Raw genomic sequence first — 25,347 nt, 5'->3', positions numbered from 1 at the left:
CTAAGTAGTAAAAGACTTGTTAAAACAACTATAAGGAGCAGTTATGCCTTGGATTTATGCCATTGTGGGTTTGCTGGTCGGTACGATCGTAGGCGTAGTCATTAGTAGACTAACCACCCCTGAATACAAGAAACAAAAGTCTGTGCAGAAAGAACTTGAAGCGGCCAAGTTTGAATTAGAGCAACAACGTCAAGAGCTCGTCGATCACTTTGCACAAACCGCAGAAATGTTGGACACCCTAGGTAAAGATTACACCAAGCTATACCAACATATGGCCAAGACCTCTTCTGAGCTTTTGCCAAACTTACCAGAACAAGACAACCCGTTTGATAAGAAAACGGCAATGTCGTCTGAAACCATTGCAGAAGATCAACCAGAGTTTAACGAACAACCAAAAGACTACGCTAATGGCGCCACCGGTCTTTTGAAGGATCAAGAGAAAGAAATCATTAATGCTCCCGAAGCGGTAACCGCAAAAGCATCATAATCCTCTCTTACTTCTATCTAGGGCCGATACATTTGTATCGGCCCATTTTTGAACTTTTTCCCCTCACCTTCGCTCTAACTTGGGTGTGCACTGCCTCCCCTTTTGATTGTCCGAACTAGACCCTATATTAGTTATTAACAAAGTGAACTAACCGTTCGGATATTTCTTTTTGGCAGACATGTTTCAAGAGGAGTTATTGGATGAAAAAACCACTGCTTGCGCTCACCGTTCTATCTCTGAGTTTGGGTTCGATTATTGCCCCAGTTCAAGCCACTGCCGCATTACCTTTGAATGTGGATGGCCAACAGTTACCTAGCTTGGCACCAATGCTTGAGAAGGTGACCCCAGCTGTTGTGAGTATTGCTGTAGAAGGTAAACAAGTACAAACCAGCCGCATTCCCGAGCAATTTCAATTTTTCTTTGGCCCAGACTTTCCTATGGAACAAAGGCGAGAGCGCCCGTTCAGAGGTTTAGGTTCTGGTGTCATTATTGATGCGAAGAAAGGCCATATTGTCACTAACTACCATGTGATTAAGGGGGCAGATGAGATTCGAGTTCGCCTCTTTGACGGGCGCGAGTATGACGCTACGCTCGTTGGCGGTGATGAAATGGCCGATGTTGCGTTACTTAAATTAGAGAAAGCGAAAAACTTAACGCAGATTAAGGTCGCGGATTCCGACAAACTGCGTGTCGGTGACTTTACGGTTGCGATTGGTAACCCATTTGGACTCGGTCAAACTGTGACTTCGGGTATTGTTTCAGCCCTTGGTCGTAGCGGCTTAAACGTTGAAAACTTCGAAAACTTCATCCAAACCGATGCCGCAATTAACAGCGGTAACTCTGGTGGTGCATTGGTCAACCTTAATGGTGAGCTGATCGGTATTAATACTGCGATTTTAGGCCCTAACGGCGGTAATGTGGGTATTGGCTTTGCGATTCCATCAAACATGATGAAAAACCTCACTGATCAAATTCTAGAGTTTGGTGAAGTCAAACGCGGCATGTTGGGTGTGCAAGGTGGCGAAGTAACCTCTGAGCTAGCTGATGCATTGGGTTACGAGTCAAGTAAAGGGGCCTTTATTGGTCAAGTCGTACCGGACAGCGCAGCCGATAAAGCAGGGTTAAAAGCCGGTGACGTAATTGTATCGGTGAACGGCAAAGCGATTAATACTTTCTCAGAGCTCCGCGCAAAAGTGGCAACACTGGGAGCAGGTAAAGAAATCACATTAGGTGTGGTTCGAGATGGTAAGAATAAAACCTTTGATGTAACGCTTGGCGAATCTACGAATATGAAAGCTAAAGCGGAGACATTACATGAGGGACTCAAAGGTGCGGAGTTAAGCAATACAACACCAAGTGATGTAATCCAAGGTGTTAAAGTATCGAGCGTTGCAGATAACTCTCCAGCGGCTCAATATCAATTACAACAAGGTGACATTATTATCGGTGTGAACCGTCAACGAGTGAAAAACCTTGCCGAGCTTCGTACAATCGTAGAGAAACACAAAGGTGTACTGGCTCTTAATATTCAACGTGGTGAACGTACTATTTATCTTGTCATTCGTTAACCACTTTCAAAGTGATAGGAAATAAGGTTTTCGATGCATAGTACTGAGTGATAAGGCTCGATCACTTTTCCTTATCGCTCAATAACTAATGAAAAGGGCAGCGCGATGACGTGCTGCCCTTTTGTTATTTTTCAATGTAATGCTATTCTTCATCTTCGATGCCATTTTGGCGCTCACGCATGGAGAGGATATGCTCAGCTTTTTATTACGTTCTGTCTTTTTAGGCTTGGCTACTGCCGCAGTGGTATTACTGGCGGTTCCATCTTTGCGCAACAACGTAATTCCTGCCGCGCTTGATCCTCAACCTGTTAATATCGCATCAGTCGAGTTGACGTTTAATCAAGCGGTCCGAAGAGCAGCGCCTGCAGTGGTAAACATCTACAGCCGTAAGTATGTTGAGAATGATCGCAGTAAACTCTCGACTCAAGGTCTGGGGTCAGGTGTCATTGTTAGTGAGAAAGGCTACATCATTACTAACTATCATGTGGTTGCTCAAGCTGATCAAATTGTTGTGGCATTACAAGACGGCAGAGCCGCAGCGGCTCAGCTCGTAGGGACAGATAAACGTACTGATATAGCCGTGCTGCGTGTCGAAGGTTCGAATTTGCCCGTAATCCCTCTGAACTCTAATTACAAACCACAAGTGGGCGATGTAGTACTAGCCATCGGTAACCCATACAACCTTGGACAAACCACAACGTTCGGCATTATTTCTGCCACAGGTCGTTCATCTATTAGCGATGGTCGTCAAGCATTCATTCAAACCGATGCCGCCATCAATGAAGGTAACTCTGGTGGAGCCCTAGTGAACACACAAGGCGAGCTCGTCGGCATTAACACCGCCTCTTTTCAGCAAGCGACAGACTTAGAAACTTACGGTATTTCTTTTGCGATCCCTGCGCCGCTAGCCAGTAAGATCATGCAGAAAATCATCGCTGATGGCCGCGTGATTCGTGGTTATATTGGAATCGACGGCCAAGACATTAATGCGGTCACTGCTCGCCTACTTGGAAATGAACACATAGGTGGTATTGTCGTACTTGGTATTGATCCAAATGGCCCAGCCAATGCGGCTGGCTTTCAAAAACAAGATATCATTATCAGTATTGATGGCAATAAGGTTCAGGGGCGTCAGAGCGTTATGGATATCGTCACCGATTTACGTCCTGGCACCACCGTGGACGTCGGTATCATTCGCAAAGGAAAAGAGATGACCTTGAAAGTCACCATTGCTGAAGACAAGCAAGAAGCATAAAAAATCCCAGCCATTGGCTGGGATTTTTATTTGTGCGTTACTCGCTATCGCTCGGTGTTTCCGTCGTATCGGAATCATCCAGCTCAACTTCAATGCGAGTGACTCGCTGCAAACCTCTCGGTAATAACCCACCTCGGCGACCACGTTCGCCACGGAAGTTATCAAGGTCAGACGGTTTAAGACCCAACTTTCGCTTACCCGCGTACAGCGTTAACGATGCACCTTTTGGTAAAGACATTAAGTGAGATAGTACTTCTTCTCGCTCTTTTGCTTTAGCAGCAGGAATGTTGATGATCTTATTCCCTTTACCTTTCGCCAGTTGTGGCAAGTCTTTGATTGGGAACAGCAGCATGCGACCTTGGTTAGTGATTGCTAAGATTTCATCAGAGTCTAAATCTTCAATCTCTTTTGGCGTCATGATCTCAGAGTTGGCAGGTAAAGTGACGAGCGCTTTACCACTGCGGTTTTTAGACAGCAAGTCCGCGCCTTTACATACAAAGCCGTAACCTGCATCTGAACCCACCAGCCACAGCTGATCTTCTTCACTCATGATGACTTGGCGAATACTGCTACCAGCCGTAATATTCAAGCGACCGGTAATCGGCTCACCTTGACTACGAGCAGAAGGCAGTGAGTGCGATTCCAGAGAGTAACTTCGACCGTCACTACCTAGGAATACCGCAGGCTGATTACTCTTACCTCGAGCATGCGCTAAATACTTATCACCCGACTTATAGTTTAAGCCTTCGGCATCCACGTCATGGCCTTTCGCGTGACGAATCCAACCTTTCTCAGAAAGCACAACCGTGATTGGCTCACTTGGTACGAGGTCACGTTCAGTCAGCGCTTTTGCTTCTGCACGCTCAACCATTGGAGAGCGACGGTCATCACCGTATTTCTCTGCGTCTGCTTTGATTTCTTTTTTCAGTAGTGTGTTCAGACGACGCTCAGAACCGAGTAGCTGTTCTAGCTTCTCACGCTCTTTCTCTAGCTCGTCTTGCTCACCACGGATCTTCATCTCTTCTAGTTTTGCTAGATGACGAAGTTTGGTATCTAAAATTGCATCCGCTTGGATATCGGTAATACCAAAGCGTTCCATCAGCACAGCTTTTGGATCGTCTTCAGTACGGATGATCTCAATCACTTCATCTAGGTTGAGGTAAGCAACCAACAAACCTTCCAAGATGTGTAGACGAGCCATTACTTTGTCTAGGCGGTGTTGTAGACGACGACGCACAGTCGTACGACGGAACTCGATCCACTCAGATAGAATTTGCACCAGACCTTTAACTTGAGGACGGTTATCCAAACCAATCATGTTCAAGTTAACGCGGTAACTGCGCTCAAGATCCGTTGATGCGAACAAGTGGTTCATCAACAAGTCACAATCGACACGGTTTGACTTAGGCACCACAACGATACGCGTTGGGTTCTCGTGATCCGATTCGTCACGAAGATCGTCAACCATTGGCAGCTTCTTCGCACGCATCTGGTTAGCGATTTGCTCAAGCAGTTTGGCACCCGATACTTGGTGAGGCAAAGAAGTGATAACAATATCAGAACCTTCTTTATGCCAAACCGCGCGCATTTTGATGCTGCCACGACCGTTGCGGTAAATCTTCTCGATATCCGCTTGCGGCGAGATAATTTCTGCTTCTGTTGGGTAATCTGGACCTTTGACATACTGCATCACGTCCGGCAGTTCTGCTTTCGGGTTGTCGATCAAATGAATAGTCGCATCTGCGATTTCACGAACGTTGTGCGGTGGGATGTCTGTTGCCATACCAACGGCAATGCCGGTTACACCGTTAAGCAGGATATGAGGCAGACGTGCTGGCAACATTTGTGGCTCTTTCATTGTGCCATCAAAGTTAGGTTGCCATTCAACCGTGCCCTGACCAAGTTCGCCAAGCAATACTTCAGCAAACTTAGACAGTTTTGCTTCGGTATAACGCATTGCCGCAAATGATTTCGGATCATCTGGCGCACCCCAGTTACCTTGACCATCCACTAATGGATAGCGGTAAGAGAATGGCTGAGCCATCAATACCATCGCTTCGTAACACGCTGAATCACCGTGCGGATGGTATTTACCTAGCACGTCACCAACGGTACGTGCAGATTTTTTGTATTTTGCTGATGCAGAGAGACCAAGCTCTGACATCGCATAAATGATGCGTCGTTGAACCGGCTTTAAGCCATCACCAATGTATGGCAAGGCGCGGTCCATGATTACGTACATCGAGTAGTTCAGATAAGCGTCTTCAGTGAACTTGCGCATTGGCAATTGTTCGACGCCATCGTAGGTAATTTCTGTAGACATCCGTTACACCTCTGCCAAGTCGCCGTTGTTTTGTAGCCAAGAACGACGGTCATCTGCACGCTTTTTACCTAGCAGCATGTCCATCATTTCCATGGTCGCCGTAGAGTCGTCAATGGTTAACTGCACTAAGCGACGCGTGTTCGGATCCATGGTGGTTTCACGCAACTGAAGTGGGTTCATCTCACCCAGACCTTTGAATCGTTGCACGTTGATTTTGGCTTTCTTCTTCGACAAGCGCTCTAAAATGCCATCTTTTTCATCATCATCGAGGGCGTAGAACACTTCTTTCCCGCAGTCGATTCGATACAGAGGCGGCATCGCCACATAGATATGACCCGCTTCCACTAGTGCGCGGAAGTGACGAGTAAATAGAGCACAAAGCAGCGTTGCGATGTGAAGACCATCCGAGTCCGCATCGGCAAGGATACAGATCTTACCGTAACGAAGACTCTCGAGGTTGTCGCTATCTGGGTCAATACCCAAAGCAACTGAGATATCGTGTACTTCTTGAGACGCAAGAACTTGATCGGCAGAGACTTCCCACGTGTTCAAGATCTTACCACGCAGTGGCATCACAGCTTGGAATTCACGGTCACGTGCCTGTTTTGCCGAGCCACCCGCAGAGTCACCCTCCACAAAGAAGATTTCCGTGCGACTTAAGTCCTGTGCAGAACAGTCGGTCAACTTACCTGGCAGTGCCGGGCCAGAAGCCACTTTCTTACGTACGACTTTTTTCGCCGCTCGCATACGACGATGCGCGTTAGCGATACAGACTTCTGCCAATTGCTCTGCGAGCTGAGGCTTTTCGTTCAACCAAAGACTGAACGCATCTTTTACAACGCCAGAGACAAATGCCGCGGTTTGACGAGAAGAGAGACGTTCCTTGGTCTGGCCTGCAAATTGTGGATCTTGAATTTTAACCGACAGCACGTAAGAACAGCGGTCGAAAACGTCATCACCCGTTAGCTTCACACCACGAGGTAATAGATTACGGAACTCACAGAATTCGCGCATCGCTTCCAACAAGCCTTGGCGTAAACCATTAACGTGCGTACCACCTTGAGCGGTTGGGATTAGGTTAACGTAGCTTTCGGTGATCATTTCACCGCCTTCTGGCTGCCAAATTACCGCCCAGTTTGCCGCTTCAGTATCCGCCAAGAACTCACCAGTAAATGGTTCTTCAGGAATAACTGGATAGCCTTTTACACCTTCCGCAAGATAGTCTTTAAGACCGTCTTCGTAGTACCACTTATAGTCTTTGCCATTAACTTTGTCGGTTAATGTGATTTCTAAGCCCGGACACAAAACCGCTTTTGCGCGCAGGTTGTTGACTAAGCGCGTCACAGAGAAGTTAGCCGAATCGAAGTACTTCGCATCAGGCCAGAAATGTACGCTGGTACCGCGATTGCGACGACCACATGTGCCAGTTACGGTCAGATCAGACACTTTCTCGCCGTGTTCAAATGCAATTTCATACACTTGACCATCACGACGAACTGTTACTTCAACGCGTTTTGACAACGCGTTTACTACAGATATACCTACCCCGTGCAAACCACCAGAGAATTGGTAGTTTTTGTTAGAGAACTTACCACCCGCATGTAGCTTACATAGAATTAGCTCTACGCCTGATACTTTCTCTTCTGGGTGGATATCAACAGGCATGCCTCGACCATCATCGATCACTTCGAGTGATTGGTCAGCATGTAGGATGACTTGTACTTTTGAGGCATGTCCGGCTAGCGCTTCATCGACACTGTTGTCGATAACTTCTTGGCCCAAATGGTTTGGGCGCGCTGTATCCGTATACATCCCTGGTCGGCGACGTACTGGCTCTAAGCCATTCAGTACTTCAATGGCACCAGCATTATATTGTTCAGTCATAATACGGAATTATTCTCAAAGTTTACTTGTTGCCTGAGTATCACCAATGGGCGTACCCATACTCAGGAAACGAAAAAGCCACCCTGTTCACATCACTAAGAGTTTGTAAACATGATGCATAACAAAGTAGCCAGGGTCCTCGACCCTTAAGATCTTTTGGCAAAACATAGTCGGAAAGCATACCGCCCATGTCAAGAAACGGTTGGATATATCAATAAAAACTATGAGCCTTTTCCAATCGCTTTCGAATTACAGTTCTAGAAATTCGATAATCTGTGCAGGATAACGCTCAAAGCCTACAAAACTGTGATCACCGCCTTGTTCTACTGTTTGCTTAGCGTCTGCAAACTTATCTACCGCTTGTCGATAGTCTAAAACCTCATCTTCTGTTTGTTGCAATAACCAAAAAGAATGTGGCGACGCGATGCTTTGTACATCAAGAGCTTTTAACTCGTCAATATGACAAGCTTCAAGTGTATAGGTTTCATGCGTATATGGGTTAGTTTGCTTACCCAAATAATCTACTAGCAACTCATAAGGCTTGACTGCGGGGTTGACCACTACCGCTTTAAACCCAAACTTGTCATTTAGCCACGTTGACATAAAACCGCCTAATGAACTGCCCACTAGACCAATTTTATAGTCGTCTTTATATTGCTCGATAATATCCAACAACATTTTCGCCGCTTGCTGAGGATAACAAGGTAACTGGGGAACAATCACCTTGATATCAGACCTATGTTGCTCGCAGTAGGCTCTCATCACATTCGCTTTCATGGAGAGTGGAGAGCTATTAAAGCCATGGATATAGAGAAGAAGTGAAGGTTTACTCATAGATATCTCGCACAAAAAAGCGAGCCCGAACAGAGAGCTCGGGCGCGTTAGTAGCCGTTAGAAGAGAAGTCTGGTTGGAACTGGCCATCAGGAAGCCGACCTACTTGGGTCGTAATATCGCCACAAGCGTGTAGTTGCAGCTCCCGCCAACCAGGCGAAGTGGTATCAAGGGCAAAATCATCCGAGTTAGGCTTAAACTGAACACAAGTTGAGGGTGTTGCCATCACTCGAATGCCCTTGTGAAGCACATTCATATCTTGATGAACATGACCACAGAGAATGCCTTTCACGTTATCAAAACGCTCGACAACCTGCCAAAACGCTTCGGCATCTTTTAAAGTATGTTGATCAAGCCACGCGCTTCCCACCAGTAACGGGTGATGATGCAACAAAACAAGTGTGTGTCTTTCTGGGTGTTCGGCTAGCTTTTCTTCGAGTAGCGTTAATTGCTGATCACTCAAGCGCCCATGAGGAACGCCAACAACTTGCGAGTCTAAAAGAATTAACTGCCAATGCTCGCCAAGCAACACATGCTCTGCGGCTTTGATTTGTGGCGAAGGCAAAACACTGCCCATATTAGGCTTGTAATCATGATTACCAGGTAGCCAAAAGCAGTCTTTCTCTAGCGGTTCAATGCCGTTGGCAAAGCGCTGATAAGATTCTGCACTATGGTCTTGGGAAATATCGCCCGTCGCCAAGATGTAATCAAACGCCACGTTGCGGCGTAAAACATCAGCAACAACAGCATTAAAGCTATCGACTGTTTTTACGCTTAGCAAACTTCCCTCATCGGCAGCAAACAGATGAGTATCCGTAATTTGTAAAAGTTTGATGCTGTCACTAGATGATTGCAAAATGAAAACCTGATTCGTCCACTATATCGTTATTTGTTATTTTCCTTTAGTGACGTGACGATCAATTGAAGGCAAGTGGTGTTCTACTGATACCACTTCGTAAACAAAACGTCAGCCATTCACCGAGGAATGTGTTTAATTGATGCTTTTCATCTTTCTGCATCAGTTGGTCATTGGGATAATCATACTTAGCTTTTATGCGAGAGAACTCTCCGCTTGAGCATACTTCGGCTACTCTCGCATCATGATAAAGCCTGACAGACATCGTCGGTAAAGGAAACACTGGCGTTTCATCACTCTGACATATCTCAACAACTGTGGTGTATTTTGTGATTTCATTCACGGTCAATTGGTAAACCATGTTCGCCGCTTGGTAGCAACGTACATCCCCAACTTCGGCAGAAGCAGGCAATAAGGCGTTCAACTTAGCGTAGTTGGTCTCATACGTTCTCATAAGACCAGCTAAATCAACATGATATTGTTGTTTTTCAGCCAATTGTGCCATTACTCACTCTCCACCGTTTGGGATTGTCCCCATTCTGACTTTAACTCTTGATGGTGTAATTGCAGCCATTGCAACGCAATAATCGACGCACCATTTTCAAATTTCCCGTCCTTCACCCATTGATACGCCGTTTCACGACTCATGACATGAACTCGGATATCTTCATTCTCATAGTCTAAACCATGAATGCCGTGCGCTTTAGACGCATCCACTTCACCAACAAAGACGTCTAGCTTTTCCGAGCAACCACCAGCCGAAGGATAATAAGAAGTGACAGGTATAACGCGCCCCACCTGAATCCCCGCTTCTTCGACAGCCTCTCGACGAATTACGGCTTCAGCTGATTCATCGCGGTCAATCATACCGGCGACAATTTCTAGCTGCCAAGGGTGTTCATGTTCCAACGCGCCAATACGAATCTGTTCAATGATTACGACCTGGTCCGTCTTTGGATCATAAGGAAGCATCGCTGCTGCGTGACCACGCTCGAACATTTCTCGTTCGACAACTCCACTCCAACCACCAGCAAATAGCCTATGCTGAAAGCGGTATTTCACCATTTTGAAAAAACCTTCAAATAAGGTTTCTTTCGAGATGACTTTTACATCTCGCGAAGTAAAATCTTGTTGTTGTTTGTCACGCTGTTGCATTCAACACCTCTCTGAGTGAATCCTGTAGTTTACTCATTGTTATTCGCTTGCTCAAAGGACTTGGCTCAACTTTTTGTATAATAGTTACAAATTAATTTAAGTCTTTGCTAAAAATTTATTGCACAAGTGGATAATTACGTGTAAAAAAGTGCAAACTTTAGAGTAAATATCGTGCAAATTGAGTTAAACTACTGAGAATTAACCAATCTATGGACCGCGGGAATAGAAAATGAAAAAATTGCTTCCACTATTTATCAGTGCAGCGCTAGGTAGCATGAGTACGTCTGCGTTCGCAGACTCTTTGGCTGAAATCTACGACTTGGCAAAACAAAATGATCCACAATTGCTCAGTGTAGCAGCACAACGTGACCAAGCTTTCGAAGCAATCACCTCAAGCCGTAGTGCTCTATTACCACAAATTAACCTTACTGCGGGTTACAATTTAACTCGTGGTGATACTGAATACGATTCAAATCTAATTAGCGACGTATCAAACGATGGCAACGCACTAACCGCTGGCGTTAGCTTTTCACAAGCACTTTACAACCGCGCATCTTGGATCTCTCTAGATACTGCTGAGAAAAGTGCTCGCCAAGCAGACGCAACTTACGCAGCGACGCAACAGGCACTGATTCTTCGCGTGTCACAAGCGTATTTTGAAGTTCTACGCGCACAAGATAATCTTGTTTTCGTACGTGCAGAAAAAGCCGCGGTTGGCCGTCAACTTGAGCAAACTAAACAGCGTTTTGAAGTAGGTTTGTCTGCAATCACTGACGTGCATGACGCACAAGCTCAGTACGACCAAGTGCTAGCGGACGAAGTGTTGGCAGAAAACGCGCTCACTAATAGCTACGAGTCACTGCGTGAAATTACAGGCCAAGAGCACAAAGATCTCAACATTTTGGACACTGGCCGCTTCACTGCTAGCCCATCGACCGTACCTGCTGAATCGCTCATTGATGAAGCAAAAACCAAAAACCTGACCTTGCTATCTTCACGTATTCTTCAAGACATTGCGCGTGACAATATTTCACTAGCAAGCTCTGGCCACCTACCAACGCTCTCTCTAGACGGTGGTTACAACTACGGTGATACTTCTCATAGCTCTCGTGACAACACGACAGACAACTTCAATATTGGTGTGAACCTTGCTGTACCGCTATACACAGGTGGTAACGTAACCTCTCAAACCAAACAAGCTGAATACGCGTACGTGGCAGCAAGCGAAGATCTTGAAGCACAGTACCGTAGCGTAGTCAAAGATGTTCGCGCACAAAACAACAACATTAACGCCTCTATCGGCGCATTACGTGCGTATGAGCAAGCGGTTATTTCTGCACGCTCTGCACTAGAAGCAACAGAAGCTGGCTTTGATGTAGGTACTCGTACTATCGTTGATGTACTGGACGCGACTCGTCGTCTATACGATGCGAACAAAAACCTATCGAACGCTCGTTACGACTACATTTTAAGTGTTCTTCAGCTACGCCAAGCAGTTGGTACGCTAAGCGAACAAGACATCTTGGACGTTGATGCAGGTTTGAAAGCGGCAAAATAACCGCGAACTGAATACTTCAGGTCTTAATAAATAAAAAACGCCAGTTGAGTTATCAGCTGGCGTTTTTTATTACTTGTAGTTCAGAGCTTAAAAGTGCCTCTGAACTACAAGTATCAAAAAGGCCGCACTTAGCGACCTTTATGAGCAAATAGCATTTCAATGCTAACAAACAGCAGCCTTAGCCCTTACCGCCTTTGATTGCATTAATGATTTCACTGGTCGAGCAGCCATCTTCAAAGTTCAATACACGAACTTCACCACCCGCCGCAATGACTTCTTTACCACCAGCAATCTCTTCTGGTTTGTAGTCACCGCCTTTTACTAGCAAGCTTGGTAGAACTTCTGAGATCAAACGCTGCGGCGTATCTTCACTAAATGGTACAACCCAATCCACAGCGCCCAAACCTGCCAACACCGCCATGCGGCGATCGGTTGGGTTTACCGGACGACCAGGGCCTTTAAGGCGTTTTACTGACTCATCGGTATTTACCGCAACGATTAGGCGATCGCCCAGTTCAGCAGCATGGTTTAAGTAAGACACATGGCCAGCGTGTAGAATATCAAAGCAGCCATTTGTCATAACGACTTTCTCGCCACGAGCTCGTGCTTTTTTCACCGCTTCGATCAGTGCTTTTTCTGAAATCACACCGTAATCCGTGTCTTGGCTGCCATGTACCGCTTCTGCTAATTCAATCTCAGAAAGCGTTGACGTGCCTAGTTTACCAACTACAACACCTGCCGCTGCGTTTGCTAGTGCACACGCTTCTTCAAATGATTTGCCTGCGGCAACAGACGCTGCCAATACAGAGATAACCGTGTCGCCCGCACCTGTCACGTCGTACACTTCTTTCGCTTGAGTTGGAAGGTGGAACGGTTCCTGACCACGACGAATCAAGGTCATTCCGTTTTCGCTGCGTGTCACTAAAAGCGCTTCAAATTCAAACTCTTCAACCAAAGCCAGCGCTTTCTCTACTAGCTCTTGGTCAGATTTCACTTTACCTACAACGTCTTCGAACTCTTTCATGTTTGGCGTAAGAAGTGTTGCGCCACGGTAGCGTTCAAAATCCGCACCTTTCGGGTCAATGAAAACCGGAATATTTGCTGCGCGCGCTTTTTGAATGTATGCCTGAACATGCTCTAACGAACCTTTTGCGTAGTCAGACATAATCACGGCTTTAACGTTTGGCAGTGCGGCATCCATACGCGATAGCACAGGTGCAGAATCTGTGTTTTCAAATTTGTCTTCGAAGTCGAGGCGGATCAGTTGTTGTCCACGGCTCATTACACGAAGCTTCGTAATCGTTGGGTAATCAGGCAGCGCAACGAAATCGCACTTCACATTGAGCGAGCTCAGCGTCTCCGTCAGCACTTTTGCAGGCTCATCTTCCCCAGTTAGACCAACAATGTGAGCATGGCCACCTAATGATGCGATGTTCATCGCAACGTTCGCAGCACCACCAGGACGCTCTTCATTGTTTTCTACTTTTACAACAGGAACCGGCGCTTCAGGAGAAATGCGCCCGGTTGGGCCATACCAGTAACGATCTAGCATGACATCACCGATGATGAGCACACCAGCGCTGTTGTAATCAGGTAGAATTGGTTTCATTGTTGGTCTCCAAAAATTAAATCGAAGTGAGTTTATCACAGCCCTTATCGAGGCTAAATATATGGTCTTAACTGAACCACTGATTCCAAGCCTGTTTTACCCACTCCCTTTCGGCAACAAACTTATCTTCCACCACATCAGCGTCTAAATTGAGTAGATTTCGGCGGTGTATTTCGTTGCGCATTGTCGTGTAAGCACGTATCAACTGCATTGCTTGGTCTTCGTCCATAACATCTTGCGCAATGAGCGTTTCAAAGATGCGCACATTATCACACCAACGCGTCAATTTCGGCTTATCGTGACTATAGTTGAGCACTAGGTACTGAGCGAGAAATTCGATATCGGTAATCCCACCTACATCTTGCTTGAGCATAAAGCGGCCTGGCTTTTTCCCCCCAAGATGACCGCGCATTTTTTCTCTCATTTCGACAACGTCTTTTTTCAGTTCAGCTTGATCGCGTGCTTTGCACAGCACATCATGCCGCGTATTGTGAAATGCAATTGCCAGTGGTTCATCACCATAAATCATGCGCGCGCGGACAAGTGCTTGATGCTCCCATGTCCACGCGTCTTGATGTTGATAGTCGTCGAACGCGTCCGTTGGACTAACCAACAAACCCGATGCACCGGACGGACGCAATCGGGTATCGACCTCGTATAAAATACCGGAAGCGGTGCGAGTGGAGAAAATATGAATGATACGCTGTGCTAAACGAAGGTAGAACTGACGACCATCAATCTCTTTTTTGCCGTCAGTGTAGACATTGACTGGGCAGTCATGCATGAAGACAATATCCAAGTCGGAGTTATAGCCGAGCTCCCACCCTCCGACTTTACCATAGCCAATTACAGCAAAGCCTTTACCTTCACGATCTTTCACATGCGTTGGCTCGCCGTACTTTTCAGACACTTGCAACCAAGCCTGACTGATCACCGCATCAACGATAGCTTCCGCTAAATAAGTTAAATGGTCACTCACTTTCATCACTGGCAATGCGCCAGCAATATCTGCCGCTGCAATACGCAAAATACAAATTTGCTTAAACTGACGCAACGCTTCCATTTGCTGTTCCATATCATCTTCAGGAATACGCGCCAAATAATCACGTAGCTCTGTACGGTAACTGTCTAATGGAATGGGATTGTACAGCTGCGCAGGGTCGATCAACTCATCAAGCAAGATAGGATAACGAGACAGCTGCTCTGAAATCATTGGGCTTGCGGTACACAAACGTACGAGCTGCACCAGAGCCGCTGGATGCTCATCCAATAATTCCAAGTAAGTCGTGCGAGTGCAGATGTTGTGTAGCAAGTGAAGTACACGAGATAAACCAAACTGTGCATCAGGATGGGCAAAGACCGCATCAAACACTTTCGGCATCAAACGATTGAGCACTTCGCGTCCACGTGGGCCTAACGTTTTTTTGGCCAGATCGGTTTTAAAGTTGATGATGGTTTTCGCGCATGAAGCAAAGTCTTCAATCTGAATATCCTGCTGCAAGATATGCTCAAGAACATCTTGTTTGTCGGCCATATCCCATAGCTCATGAAAATGACGAGCAACGGTAGTCCCCTCGTCTTCTTCATCATCACCAATTAGTGATTCAAAAACTTGGTGAACATTTGCCATATGCTGCTGGGTTTGCTCAATCAATTGATCCCAACAGCTCATTTTCATCGCGGTGGCGAGCTTTAAGCGTTCGGTTTCGCAATCAGGCAGCGTCTGGGTTTGCTTATCCGCCATTGCTTGCAACAAGTTTTCTAATTGACGCAAGTACTTGTATGCGGCTTCTAGATCGCTGACTTCTTGTGGAGTAAGCAATGCCAGTTCTTCAATGCCTTGCAGTGTTTCCAACAGCCCTCGATTACGTAAAGAAGGTTCTCGACCACCTCGAATCAATTGAAAAACTTGAGCGATAAATTCAATTTCTCGAATGCCACCCGCACCTAGCTTAATGTTGTTATTCAACCCTCGGCGGCGAACCTCGCTACTGATCATCGACTTCATTCGACGCAAAGATTGAATCGCACTGAAATCAATATAACGACGAAAAACAAAAGGGCGCAGCATTTGGCGTAGCTCTTGATACTGCGGGTACATCTCACATCCCATCACCCGAGCTTTGATCATCGCGTAACGTTCCCAATCTCGCCCCTGCTCTTGGTAATAATCTTCAAGTGCGGCATAGCTCATTACCAAGGGGCCACTTTCTCCAAATGGGCGAAGTCGCATGTCGACGCGGTAGCAAAAACCATCGAAGGTTTGTTGGTCGAGCGCTTTGATGATGCGTTGACCAAGACGAGTAAAGAACTGGGCATTGGCAATGCTGCGGCGTGCGCCTTGGGTTTCGCCATTCTCTGGATACGTGAAAATTAGATCAATATCGGAAGAAAAGTTTAGCTCGCCACCACCCAGTTTCCCCATGCCGATAATTAACATCGGCTGCACTTCACCGTCCTCACTTGTTGGCGTGCCCCACTCCTGACAACACACTTGATATTGCCATTGATAGGTTTCAAAAATCATCGCTTCTGCCAACTCAGATAAGTGGCTTAAAGACGTCTCTAGAGACCATGCATGCGTGAAATCCTTCCACGCAATGTACACCATTTCTCGATTGCGAAACTGACGCAATACGCGATGACCAGACATCTCATCAGGACATTGTTCCAACAGTTCAGCAAGGCGTGAGCGGTAAGACTCCTGACGACTTGGCTGCGCTAACATACTTGGCAACTCACGGGCTAGGACTTCATCGCGATGAATGGCTTCAGTTATAAACTGGCTTAAGCCCGCCACATAACGAAATTGCTGCGCAACCTCATCGGGCCAAAGGGGAAAATAACCTGCGTCTTGGGCGTTTTGTACGGCAGATTCAGCGATAGAAATCAGTGGCGAAGGCAGCTGCATTTTTCTTCCTTGTTTGAAAAGCACGGTAACTCATTCTTTATACCAGACTGAAAGCAAATAAAAACGCCCACAAAAGGTTTGTGGGCGTTTTATCAAAAGTTCGGGATCGAATATTAAACTTGGAAAGATTTGATCTTCTTGTCTAGCTCACCTGCATTATTTTGCATCATTTCAGAGGTTTCTAGCAGCTCGGTAACAACAACAACTGAGGCTTCAACCAACTCACGTACATTGGTGAGGTTTTGGCTCATCTCTTCTGCAACACTGCTTTGCTGACCAGACGCCGTCGCGATCTGGAAGTTCATGTCATTGATTTGCGTCACTTGCCCAACAATACCATCGAGCTCAGATCCAGCATTAGAAACCAGCTCGTTTCCATCTGCCGCTTCTACAACGCTTTTTTCCATGAGTTCTACCGCAGATTCAGCACTGGTTTGCAGCTGTGCGATCATCTTTTGAATTTCTACCGTCGCTTGTTGTGTACGTTGGGCAAGGTTACGAACTTCATCTGCAACCACAGCAAAACCCCGCCCAGCCTCGCCAGCTCGCGCCGCTTCAATCGCCGCATTCAGTGCAAGCAGGTTGGTTTGTTCAGAAATGCCTTGAATCGTCCCTACAACGCTACCAATGGCTTCAACACGTTCTTCAACTTGGTTAACCGCTTGTGCCGATGAAGCGATATCCGACGAAAGTTCACTCATTTTCGCCATTGTACTTTGCAAGAACTGCTGACCAGAAATTGCTTGTGCGGAAGCTTGCTCTGTTAGAGAAGATGCCGTCTGGGCATGTTCCGCAACCGTTTGGACCGTCGACGACATTTCACTCATCGCCGTAGCAAGTTGATCAATTTCGTTAAACTCTTCTTGCGCCGATTCCTTCGTTTCCGACATGCTCAGCGTCATGACTTCGGTGAGCGTTGATAATTCATCAGACGCATTAATTTGCATTTGAATAACATCGTGCAATTGTCGACGTGTCTTTTCTAATTCACGTGCCACGTCTCCGTATTCATCTTTACAATCCATACCAAATGGAACAGAGAGGTTCTTGCTCGCCATCAGTTTGATCGCGTCGCTCAGATACTGTGTTTGACGCAACATCACTCTAGCCGCCGCTAATAAGAGCACGACAAAAACCACAATCAATAAGGCGGTTTGCCAAGCAACTTGCGTTAAATATGCTTCATAATGCTGTTGGGCAACTTGCGCGTTTTGTGTCGCCGCTAAAAGTGAGTCGTAAAAAGTGTTTGCGTCCCACAGTTGTTTTGCCACGATCAGGACAGTACTGAAGACCATCAACATGACCATTTTAGGCACCAGTCGAATGTCGGATATGACCCTTTCCCATGGCTTAAATGCCAGCTTTTCCATTGTCAGTTCTCCACCGAGTCTTATATAGTCTTTATCTATAATCTTTATATTACTTATAGTTATGTTCGCGCTTTGCGTGGTTACGCGATTTATTTTGAGCTTCGTATGAAAAACAATGATATCAAAGACAGCACACGACCGATGGGCCTGTTGTCACTAATATTGTCTTTTATGGCACTATTTGTGATCTCTGGCTTGTTGTTTTTCCCGATCGATCACGAAACCCGTCAAGTTCTTATCGGTCTGGATTTCATAATCTGTAGTATTTTTCTACTACAGCTCACCATTGATTTGATCCGGTCCACAGATCGCTGGTTATTCCTTAAACGTCATTGGATAGATTTCGTGGCGAGCATCCCATTGATAGAGCCCCTGCGCTTTGCTCGTATTTTTCATATTATGCGAGTGGTATTAGTACTGCGTTCGTCAAAGTTCATTTTGCATCAGCTCAAAGAAAACCGCCGCGAAACCACGGTCGCCTCTATACTGCTATTGATGGTTATCCTCATAACACTCGGTTCTAGTGCAATGCTGTTTATCGAAGCGAAAAACCCAGAAGCGAATATTCGTACTGGCGCCGATGCTTTGTGGTGGGTATTTGTAACAATCTCAACGGTTGGTTACGGCGATCATTATCCAGTGACCTCCATAGGAAAGTTTTTGGCTGTCATCATCATTGTTTGCGGGGTGGGTATCTTTGGTATGATCTCGGGTCTTATCACCTCTATCCTTACTGCCCCAACGAAACAACAGACGCACAGTTCAATCAATAAAGAACGTATGCTCGAGCAGCTCCTAACCCAACAAGCTCAAATACTAGAACGACTCGATTTCATGGAAAAAGAGCTACAACAACGTAAAACAGAGACAAAAAAATAGGACCATGCGGTCCTATTTTTTTGTCGTTACCACCAGAACGATCATTCACGCCAATAAGGCTGTACTTCCACACTGATCGCTCGGGTTTGATCCATTGCATGCAAAATTGAGCGCTCTTGACGGTGCAACCAGCGTTCTAACTGCTCTTTTTCTGCGTCTTCCAGCATATCAACCAACGGGAGTAAGTGGTTCAGCATTAGCAGATCATCGATACCATGCACCAGATCCGCCCATGGTAAACGGAAGCTGTTACGCTCATCCGAGTTATACAAACTCGCGAAACCAATACCAGTATAGAGGTTACGCAATAAGCGATAACGCTGATCAACGTACTCTTGCGCCGTCAGATCGCGCTCTGCTGGGAAAGCTTCCATTAGCTCAGCCCAAGTGCGATCGAGCTGAGTAACTGAAAACGGCATGATGTTACTTGCCATTTTTTCACGTGCTTTTTCATCAAGAAATGGCTGCCAACCGCGTGCTAAGATCCAGCGGCTTAGATCCAGCAGTAACCCTGTGTAACGCGCGGAATTGAGCAACCCTAGCACTTCTTCACGGCTTGGCAACTCTTGTAACTGCTGAGTCAGCTCAGATACTAAGAACTTACGCGCATCCAACTTACGCAGCACATTGCCTTTGTCATCTAAGAGCTCTTCAAGGTGTGCATGCTCATCTAACCAACTCAGTTCTTCTTCCAACCATTTAAGCTCTTGGCGCAGAATCGCACTCGCGCGACGAGGGACAATCCCGCCCAAAATAGTCAATGTTTGACGAATGAAACGAATGGCATTACTGATTTCACGCAGTGCTTCCACGCTGTCACGCTCAGCATAAATTTGCTCGTGATAATGCCAATGAGACAAAGCGTGCTCTAAAGAGTTGATCAAGCAAAATTCAACGGTATCCGTCGGACTACTGTCCACAAGTGCCAATGATTTTACTTCATCACCCGCATAACCGCTTGCAAGTCGATAACCTTTCGCCGCTTTGCTCAAGTTACCCAAACGCATACCGCCTTGCTCGCAAAAGCTGCGTGCCAGCGTGAATAAAGCTTCGGTTTGGCCAGACTTAAGTTCCAGTTCAACTTCGCAAATCGGCTCTTGCTTCTCTTCTTCGTCTTCACCTTTGGCTACAACTAAGCCTTGGTCAAAGGCAACTTCAATCTGACTGCCATCGGGCATGCCAATCAGCCATTGTTCACGTGTGAAGTTGGTCGAGAATAATGGCATAAGCTCGGATTGCAGCGTTTCTGCATCTTTACCTGGAGGCCAAATATCTAGAGGATGAAGCGACAGATTAGGCTCGTCGCTAGTGTGCTCAGCATTGTATTCTGGTCTTTGATGTAAGCCTGCGACGACGCGTCCTGCTGTCTTTACGGTTTGGACGAATACATCATCAAAACGGCGAATTCTTAAACCAATGTCGTGCTTTCTGAGCCATTTATCGGCAGTATCAAAATAGGTGTTACCCAAGTCACGACAACTATGCTGAAGTACTTTTGTCTCAGAAATTTTTTCTTTTAAAGTTTCTGAAAATTCAGGAGAAACAAAAAACTTCAGTTCTATTTCGGTTTCCATAGCTATACCTTTCAAAGCAGATAGAAACAGGATATTGCGTAATTTCTCACACGGCAAGAGAGAAATATCGCCGGATTGATGATCTAAAACAGTTTTAATGAGCGATTTAATGCGTTACCATGCGCGCCTTTATAGCCATCGTTCAACATTTCGCCAAGCACTCAGAAATGGTGTATGTTTTTTTAAGGTTATAGTTATTAGGTTGAATGACCATGCCAGTAAATACAATTATGGGGTTATTTGCAAAGTCCCCAATTAAGCCTTTGCAACGCCACGTTGTGTGTGTCAACGAATGTTGTTCACACTTGGTGAAATTCTTTGAAGTATCTTCAAAGGGTGATTGGGAAAAAGCAGCAGAAATCCGTGCACAAATTTCTCACCTAGAGAAAGAAGCGGATGTGCTGAAACGTGAAATCCGTCTAAAACTGCCTCGCGGTTTGTTCATGCCAGTCGACCGTACTGACATGCTTGAGCTTTTGACTCAACAGGACAAACTTGCAAACCTGGCAAAAGACATTGCTGGCCGTGTATATGGTCGTCAACTTGTCATCCCTGAGGCTCTCCAACCAAACTTCCTCGCTTACGTTCAACGTTGTCTTGATGCTGCCGATCAGGCGCAAAAGGTAATCAATGAACTTGATGAATTGCTAGAAACCGGCTTCAAAGGCCGTGAAGTGACGCTCGTCGCTGAAATGATTCATCAATTAGACGTTATCGAAGATGATACCGATGCCATGCAGATTGAACTTCGCCAACAGTTGATGGTGATTGAAGCTGACATGAACCCTATCGATGTCATGTTCCTATACAAGATTCTTGAATGGGTAGGTGGTATTGCCGACCAAGCGCAGCGCGTAGGTGCTCGTTTGGAAGTCATGCTATCTCGATCTTAAAACATAAAGTTAACGACATAACGAAGAGCATAATTAACACGTGTCATAGGGACGATGACTATTTTCATCGTCTTATGGTTTGGCGCGCGTAAAATTTTGTTCCGCTTGTTATAAAACAACTAGGTATTACGATGGATATCCTTGCGAACTACGGCACTGTCCTGATTATTGTTGCAGCGATTTTTGGTTTCATGATGGCGATTGGTATTGGCGCGAACGACGTTGCTAATGCGATGGGTACATCTGTAGGTTCAAAAGCGCTAACTGTAAAACAAGCTATCATCATTGCGATGATCTTCGAATTTGCAGGTGCTTACCTTGCAGGCGGTGAAGTAACCGACACTATCCGTAAAGGTGTAATCGAAACTTCTTTATTTGCTAGTCAACCAGATGTTCTTGTCTACGGCATGATGTCTGCGCTTTTAGCAGCAGGTACATGGCTGCTTCTTGCTTCTTACATGGGCTGGCCAGTATCAACGACTCACTCAATCATCGGTGCAATCATTGGTTTTGCATGCGTATCAGTAGGTACTGAAGCGGTTGACTGGGGCAGCGTTCAAGGCATTGTTGGTAGCTGGATTATTACGCCAGTGATTTCAGGTTTCTTTGCTTACGTTATCTTTGTCAGCGCACAGCGCCTGATTTTTGATACTGAGAACCCTCTGTTTAACGCAAAACGTTTTGTACCTGTTTACATGTTCATCACAACAATGGTGATTGCACTTGTAACCATCAAAAAAGGTCTAAAACACGTTGGTCTTCACCTGACCAATGGTGAAGCCTGGATGTGGGCAGCAGCAGTTTCAGCACTTGTGATGATTGGCGGCTACGTATACATCCAGAAAAAATTCGCTAATCGCGAAGAAGACCGCAGCTTTTCTGGCGTGGAAGGTATCTTCAGCGTTCTGATGGTTATCACCGCTTGTGCGATGGCATTTGCACACGGTTCAAACGACGTTGCAAACGCCATTGGTCCACTGTCTGCTGTCGTATCGACTGTTGAACACATGGGCGAAATCAGCACGAAAAGCACCATCGCTTGGTGGATTCTACCTCTTGGTGGTATTGGTATCGTTGTCGGTCTTGCAACACTGGGTCACAAAGTAATGGCAACCGTTGGTACAGGCATCACTGAGCTAACGCCTAGCCGCGGTTTTGCAGCACAGCTAGCAACAGCATGTACGGTAGTTCTAGCGTCAGGTACTGGTCTGCCTATCTCTACTACTCAAACTCTAGTGGGTGCGGTTCTAGGTGTAGGTTTTGCTCGTGGTATCGCAGCACTGAACCTAGGCGTAGTTCGTAACATCGTGGCATCATGGATCGTTACACTACCAGCAGGTGCGTTATTGGCCGTAGTATTCTTCTACGGACTTCAAGCGATGTTCGCTTAAGACACTCGTCAATAGAATGTAAGCGCTTTGTCATTATTGACTCAAACGCACAGAAAGGGAGGCTTTGCCTCCCTTCTTTGTTGCACCGAAGTTTGAAACTGCATACTATTCGTCTATTTCCGGCTCCAATCATTCGGTGCCAACGCTGTCTCCAAGAAAAATCGTTAAGGGATTTACTGTGAAAAAACTAATCATCACGGTTTTGTTTACTTTGCTAGCAGCGCCAGCGGCCCTAGCAGCAGACCGTTATATTTCTGATGACCTCTTCACTTTTATGCACTCAGGTCCAAATAACACCTACCGTATTATTGGTAGTGTTAACGCCGGTTCTAAAGTACAACTGATTAAAACCAACCGAGATACTGGCTACACGCAAGTTCGTGATGACCGTGGTCGCACTGGTTGGGTACAAAGCAAGTTTGTGACAAACCAAGAGAGCATGGCAATTCGCCTTCCTCGCATTGAGAAAGAGCTAGCCGAAGTAAAAGAGCAGCTTGCTAATGCTCGTCAAACTTCTGATGCAGAGAAAGCCGGTCTTGTTACCTCTCTCGAAACACGTAACCAACAAATTTCAGATCTAGAAAATAAATACTCTGAGATCAGTGATCAGCTTACTTCTGTTGAAACAGAAAACCGCGAGCTACGCGCAAAACTGGATACACAAAAAGATGACATGCTGCTTAAGTACTTCACTTATGGCGGCGGTGTTGCAGGTTTAGGTTTGCTATTTGGTTTGATTCTTCCGCATGTCATGCCTCGTAGAAAACGTTCACCTGCGGGTTGGGCATAAATCCTTCGCCCTTTTATCTATAAAAAGAACGCAAAAGCCAGTCGATATTGACTGGCTTTTTAGTTTGCTTCGTTTGATAGAAGTGAGTACTACTCCCCCATTGAACTAGAGGCTCGACGACGATCCGTTGCGCCATAAAGCTTGCCATCTTTTAGCTCAATTGCATTCAAACCGCTTACCACTGGAATAACGTGCACTGGGTAGCCAAGCTCCATAAACTCAGGCACCAACATTTCTGCGAACGTTTTCTTTTCCACCAGCAAACCAGTCGGGTCATAAGACTTGGTGCGGTCTATCTTAGTGCCATACTGGATGTTTGGTAAGTCAATAGCCTCTTGCGCTGATAAATTCCAATCCAGCACCCCAACCACGGTTTTGAGTACATACCCCGGGATTTGTGAACTACCTGGTGACCCAACCACCAAACGCAAATTATCATCACTGTCCATCACCATTAATGGCGTAATAGCCGAACGTGGACGCTTGCCCGCTTCAATTGAGTTTTGTGTAGGTTTGCCGTTAACCGTTGGCTGAGGTGAGAAGTTAGCCATCTGCGCATTCAAGATAACGCCATCGACCATCACACCCGAGCCCATACCCGTTCCTACCGTGCTGGTCATCGCAATTGCATTTCCATCTCTATCGACGATAGAAATATGCCCTGTATCTTTGCTCTCGAAGCCTTGATATTGCGCATACTGAGTTTGCGTTATCTGTCCTGCTTTTGGATCCTCTTTTAAAGTGCCATTATCAGGGATTAAATCACGTCTCTGATCTAGATAGGCTTTAGACAACAACTGTTCAACTGGCGCTTCCATATAATCCGGATCTCCGGCATACGCAATACGATCGGCTTTTGCAATTCGCATCGCTTCAGTCATGAGACGCCAAGGTTCCACATCCGTTTTCGCCATATGGGCAATGTCATAGGGTGCAAGCAGTTCAAGACTCTGAGCGACCATCACACCGCCCGAAGCTGGGTAACCAAAAGAGACGATTTTATTCCCACGGTAGTCGCTCTCAATGATGTCACGCTGCTTCACTTGGTAATGTTTAAAATCTTCTAAAGACAACTTTTCGTGTTGGTCGTCAATACGACTATTAACCGTCTCTACGATGTGCTGACCAAGCTCACCACCATAAAGGTAACTATCGCCTTGTTGCGCGATCTTCCTCAGCGTCTCAGCCATCTTAGGGTTCTTCATCAAGGTTCCCGTCGGCTTAATATCGTCCCCTTGCCAATACAAGGCTTTCACTTCCGGATCTTGCTCGAGTCGGCTTTGCTCTCTTACTACGATGTCGTAGGTGTAGCTGTTCATCGCGTACCCATTGCTCGCCAATGTAATCGCCGGCTTAATCAGCTCTGCCCATGGCAACTTGCCGTATTGTTCATGAGTGGTGTAAAGCAACCGCAACGTGCCCGGAACCGCAACAGAACGAGGGCCTAATATTTCGTTGCGACTGAGTACTTCCCCATTCTCAACAAACATTTCAGGGTTCGCGCTAGAGGGCGCTTCATCTCGACCATCAAGGGCCAGAAATTTTTTCTCGTCATGTTGATAAAACAGCGCGAAAGTCCCGCCGCCAATTCCGGTCATATCTGGCTCAACGACAGACATCACCATCTGCATCGCGACCATAGCATCAACAGCGTTACCGCCTTCTTTCAATATTGAGTAACCGGTACTGCTCACGTAAGGATTCGTCGCACTGACCATGAAATCTTGCCCGCGACTATCTGGTGTAACTGGGAATGGGTCTGGCTTTGCTGCATAGCTTGTCGATGCAACAATGCTTAAAGAAAAAATCAGAATACGCATGTGTCTCTGTTTAGACTCCTATTATGTGATGGGGTCTAACGTGGACCAAGTCATTACTCCGAAGTTCGTGAAGATGGTGTCTTTTTACACAACGCTGACTGGAATCGCGCTATCAATAGATGAATGATATTGGTGCTATTTAAACGACTGAGAAAAGCTATATTTTGCTTGTTTGAGTATCTAAAAATCATC

Annotated in this window: 19 protein-coding genes; 8 read left to right on the top strand and 11 right to left on the bottom strand. The window is 46.1% G+C overall.

Annotated features, from left to right (window positions below):
• The first annotated feature begins 43 nt into the window (after window positions 1–43).
• The 3 genes from zapG to degS all read left to right on the top strand — a co-directional run bounded on the left by zapG (window position 44) and on the right by degS (window position 3,310).
• Window positions 44–487 (top strand): Z-ring associated protein ZapG, encoded by a 444-nt coding sequence (gene zapG, locus R8O10_RS02035; RefSeq protein ID WP_005379861.1) that lies wholly within the window; start codon window positions 44–46, stop codon window positions 485–487.
• Between the two features lie 200 nt (window positions 488–687).
• Window positions 688–2,055, top strand: a complete 1,368-nt coding sequence (locus R8O10_RS02030; RefSeq protein ID WP_025768400.1) for a Do family serine endopeptidase — start codon at window positions 688–690, stop codon at window positions 2,053–2,055.
• Window positions 2,056–2,245: 190 nt separating this feature from the next.
• On the top strand, window positions 2,246–3,310 hold the full coding sequence (degS, locus tag R8O10_RS02025; protein ID WP_017633606.1) for an outer membrane-stress sensor serine endopeptidase DegS: 1,065 nt from the start codon (window positions 2,246–2,248) through the stop codon (window positions 3,308–3,310).
• Window positions 3,311–3,347: 37 nt separating this feature from the next.
• Here degS and parC read toward each other — a convergent pair whose 3' ends face one another.
• The 6 genes from parC to nudF form a co-directional block, all read right to left on the bottom strand.
• Window positions 3,348–5,633, bottom strand: a complete 2,286-nt coding sequence (gene parC / locus R8O10_RS02020; RefSeq protein ID WP_017633605.1) for a DNA topoisomerase IV subunit A — start codon at window positions 5,631–5,633, stop codon at window positions 3,348–3,350.
• Window positions 5,634–5,636: 3 nt separating this feature from the next.
• Window positions 5,637–7,517 (bottom strand): DNA topoisomerase IV subunit B, encoded by a 1,881-nt coding sequence (gene parE, locus R8O10_RS02015; protein WP_005387417.1) that lies wholly within the window; start codon window positions 7,515–7,517, stop codon window positions 5,637–5,639.
• Window positions 7,518–7,766: 249 nt separating this feature from the next.
• On the bottom strand, window positions 7,767–8,351 hold the full coding sequence (gene yqiA / locus R8O10_RS02010) for an esterase YqiA (protein ID WP_005379875.1): 585 nt from the start codon (window positions 8,349–8,351) through the stop codon (window positions 7,767–7,769).
• 47 nt (window positions 8,352–8,398) lie between these two features.
• On the bottom strand, window positions 8,399–9,205 hold the full coding sequence (gene cpdA / locus R8O10_RS02005) for a 3',5'-cyclic-AMP phosphodiesterase (protein WP_005387419.1): 807 nt from the start codon (window positions 9,203–9,205) through the stop codon (window positions 8,399–8,401).
• Between the two features lie 61 nt (window positions 9,206–9,266).
• A complete protein-coding gene (locus R8O10_RS02000) occupies window positions 9,267–9,710 on the bottom strand; it encodes a DUF1249 family protein (protein WP_017633603.1) in 444 nt (147 codons plus the stop codon).
• Window positions 9,710–10,360 (bottom strand): ADP-ribose diphosphatase, encoded by a 651-nt coding sequence (gene nudF / locus R8O10_RS01995; protein WP_025768397.1) that lies wholly within the window; start codon window positions 10,358–10,360, stop codon window positions 9,710–9,712. Before nudF ends, R8O10_RS02000 begins: the two co-directional genes overlap by 1 nt.
• Before the next feature lie 229 nt (window positions 10,361–10,589).
• Here nudF and tolC point away from each other — a divergent pair, with 229 nt between their 5' ends.
• On the top strand, window positions 10,590–11,918 hold the full coding sequence (gene tolC / locus R8O10_RS01990) for an outer membrane channel protein TolC (RefSeq protein ID WP_005379884.1): 1,329 nt from the start codon (window positions 10,590–10,592) through the stop codon (window positions 11,916–11,918).
• 178 nt (window positions 11,919–12,096) lie between these two features.
• Here the strand turns inward: tolC and hldE are convergent, their stop codons facing one another.
• The 3 genes from hldE to R8O10_RS01975 all read right to left on the bottom strand — a co-directional run bounded on the left by hldE (window position 12,097) and on the right by R8O10_RS01975 (window position 17,808).
• Window positions 12,097–13,527 carry a bifunctional D-glycero-beta-D-manno-heptose-7-phosphate kinase/D-glycero-beta-D-manno-heptose 1-phosphate adenylyltransferase HldE gene (gene hldE, locus R8O10_RS01985; RefSeq protein ID WP_017633601.1) on the bottom strand — a complete coding sequence of 477 codons (1,431 nt, stop codon included), beginning with the start codon at window positions 13,525–13,527 and terminating at the stop codon, window positions 12,097–12,099.
• A 67-nt stretch (window positions 13,528–13,594) separates the two neighbouring features.
• Window positions 13,595–16,438 carry a bifunctional [glutamate--ammonia ligase]-adenylyl-L-tyrosine phosphorylase/[glutamate--ammonia-ligase] adenylyltransferase gene (gene glnE, locus R8O10_RS01980; RefSeq protein WP_064353615.1) on the bottom strand — a complete coding sequence of 948 codons (2,844 nt, stop codon included), beginning with the start codon at window positions 16,436–16,438 and terminating at the stop codon, window positions 13,595–13,597.
• A 113-nt stretch (window positions 16,439–16,551) separates the two neighbouring features.
• Window positions 16,552–17,808: a methyl-accepting chemotaxis protein gene (locus R8O10_RS01975; protein ID WP_206949603.1), complete on the bottom strand. Its 1,257-nt coding sequence runs from the start codon at window positions 17,806–17,808 to the stop codon at window positions 16,552–16,554.
• Between the two features lie 105 nt (window positions 17,809–17,913).
• Between R8O10_RS01975 and R8O10_RS01970 the strand changes: the two genes are divergently transcribed.
• On the top strand, window positions 17,914–18,687 hold the full coding sequence (locus R8O10_RS01970; RefSeq protein WP_025768395.1) for a potassium channel family protein: 774 nt from the start codon (window positions 17,914–17,916) through the stop codon (window positions 18,685–18,687).
• 41 nt (window positions 18,688–18,728) lie between these two features.
• On the opposite strand, the gene R8O10_RS01965 is transcribed toward R8O10_RS01970, so the two are convergent.
• Window positions 18,729–20,261 (bottom strand): inorganic triphosphatase, encoded by a 1,533-nt coding sequence (locus R8O10_RS01965; RefSeq protein ID WP_065274169.1) that lies wholly within the window; start codon window positions 20,259–20,261, stop codon window positions 18,729–18,731.
• 212 nt (window positions 20,262–20,473) lie between these two features.
• Between R8O10_RS01965 and R8O10_RS01960 the strand changes: the two genes are divergently transcribed.
• The 3 genes from R8O10_RS01960 (at window position 20,474) to R8O10_RS01950 (ending at window position 23,335) form a co-directional block, all read left to right on the top strand.
• Window positions 20,474–21,154, top strand: a complete 681-nt coding sequence (locus R8O10_RS01960) for a TIGR00153 family protein (RefSeq protein ID WP_005379896.1) — start codon at window positions 20,474–20,476, stop codon at window positions 21,152–21,154.
• Window positions 21,155–21,285: 131 nt separating this feature from the next.
• On the top strand, window positions 21,286–22,545 hold the full coding sequence (locus R8O10_RS01955; protein ID WP_005379898.1) for an inorganic phosphate transporter: 1,260 nt from the start codon (window positions 21,286–21,288) through the stop codon (window positions 22,543–22,545).
• A 178-nt stretch (window positions 22,546–22,723) separates the two neighbouring features.
• Window positions 22,724–23,335 (top strand): TIGR04211 family SH3 domain-containing protein, encoded by a 612-nt coding sequence (locus R8O10_RS01950; RefSeq protein WP_005379900.1) that lies wholly within the window; start codon window positions 22,724–22,726, stop codon window positions 23,333–23,335.
• Window positions 23,336–23,424: 89 nt separating this feature from the next.
• Here R8O10_RS01950 and ggt read toward each other — a convergent pair whose 3' ends face one another.
• Window positions 23,425–25,155 carry a gamma-glutamyltransferase gene (gene ggt / locus R8O10_RS01945; RefSeq protein ID WP_258512406.1) on the bottom strand — a complete coding sequence of 577 codons (1,731 nt, stop codon included), beginning with the start codon at window positions 25,153–25,155 and terminating at the stop codon, window positions 23,425–23,427.
• Window positions 25,156–25,347 lie beyond the last annotated feature (192 nt).

This window comes from Vibrio sp. 1727 (genome assembly GCF_033344415.1).
Lineage (GTDB): Bacteria > Pseudomonadota > Gammaproteobacteria > Enterobacterales > Vibrionaceae > Vibrio > Vibrio alginolyticus.
The sequence above is the reverse complement of the archived record's forward strand: the minus strand, read 5'-3'. Positions and strand labels throughout refer to the sequence as shown.

Bases quoted from the DNA above. Each gene is read 5' to 3' on its own strand.
- ggt (WP_258512406.1), bottom strand. From the start codon at position 25,155: ATGCGTATTCTGATTTTTTCTTTAAGCATTGTTGCATCGACAAGCTAT.
- yqiA (WP_005379875.1), bottom strand. From the start codon at position 8,351: ATGAGTAAACCTTCACTTCTTCTCTATATCCATGGCTTTAATAGCTCT.
- zapG (WP_005379861.1), top strand. From the start codon at position 44: ATGCCTTGGATTTATGCCATTGTGGGTTTGCTGGTCGGTACGATCGTA.
- R8O10_RS02030 (WP_025768400.1), top strand. From the start codon at position 688: ATGAAAAAACCACTGCTTGCGCTCACCGTTCTATCTCTGAGTTTGGGT.
- degS (WP_017633606.1), top strand. From the start codon at position 2,246: ATGCTCAGCTTTTTATTACGTTCTGTCTTTTTAGGCTTGGCTACTGCC.
- R8O10_RS01965 (WP_065274169.1), bottom strand. From the start codon at position 20,261: ATGGAAACCGAAATAGAACTGAAGTTTTTTGTTTCTCCTGAATTTTCA.
- R8O10_RS01960 (WP_005379896.1), top strand. From the start codon at position 20,474: ATGCCAGTAAATACAATTATGGGGTTATTTGCAAAGTCCCCAATTAAG.
- R8O10_RS01955 (WP_005379898.1), top strand. From the start codon at position 21,286: ATGGATATCCTTGCGAACTACGGCACTGTCCTGATTATTGTTGCAGCG.
- R8O10_RS01975 (WP_206949603.1), bottom strand. From the start codon at position 17,808: ATGGAAAAGCTGGCATTTAAGCCATGGGAAAGGGTCATATCCGACATT.
- parE (WP_005387417.1), bottom strand. From the start codon at position 7,517: ATGACTGAACAATATAATGCTGGTGCCATTGAAGTACTGAATGGCTTA.
- tolC (WP_005379884.1), top strand. From the start codon at position 10,590: ATGAAAAAATTGCTTCCACTATTTATCAGTGCAGCGCTAGGTAGCATG.
- parC (WP_017633605.1), bottom strand. From the start codon at position 5,633: ATGTCTACAGAAATTACCTACGATGGCGTCGAACAATTGCCAATGCGC.
- hldE (WP_017633601.1), bottom strand. From the start codon at position 13,527: ATGAAACCAATTCTACCTGATTACAACAGCGCTGGTGTGCTCATCATC.
- nudF (WP_025768397.1), bottom strand. From the start codon at position 10,360: ATGCAACAGCGTGACAAACAACAACAAGATTTTACTTCGCGAGATGTA.
- R8O10_RS02000 (WP_017633603.1), bottom strand. From the start codon at position 9,710: ATGGCACAATTGGCTGAAAAACAACAATATCATGTTGATTTAGCTGGT.
- glnE (WP_064353615.1), bottom strand. From the start codon at position 16,438: ATGCAGCTGCCTTCGCCACTGATTTCTATCGCTGAATCTGCCGTACAA.
- R8O10_RS01970 (WP_025768395.1), top strand. From the start codon at position 17,914: ATGAAAAACAATGATATCAAAGACAGCACACGACCGATGGGCCTGTTG.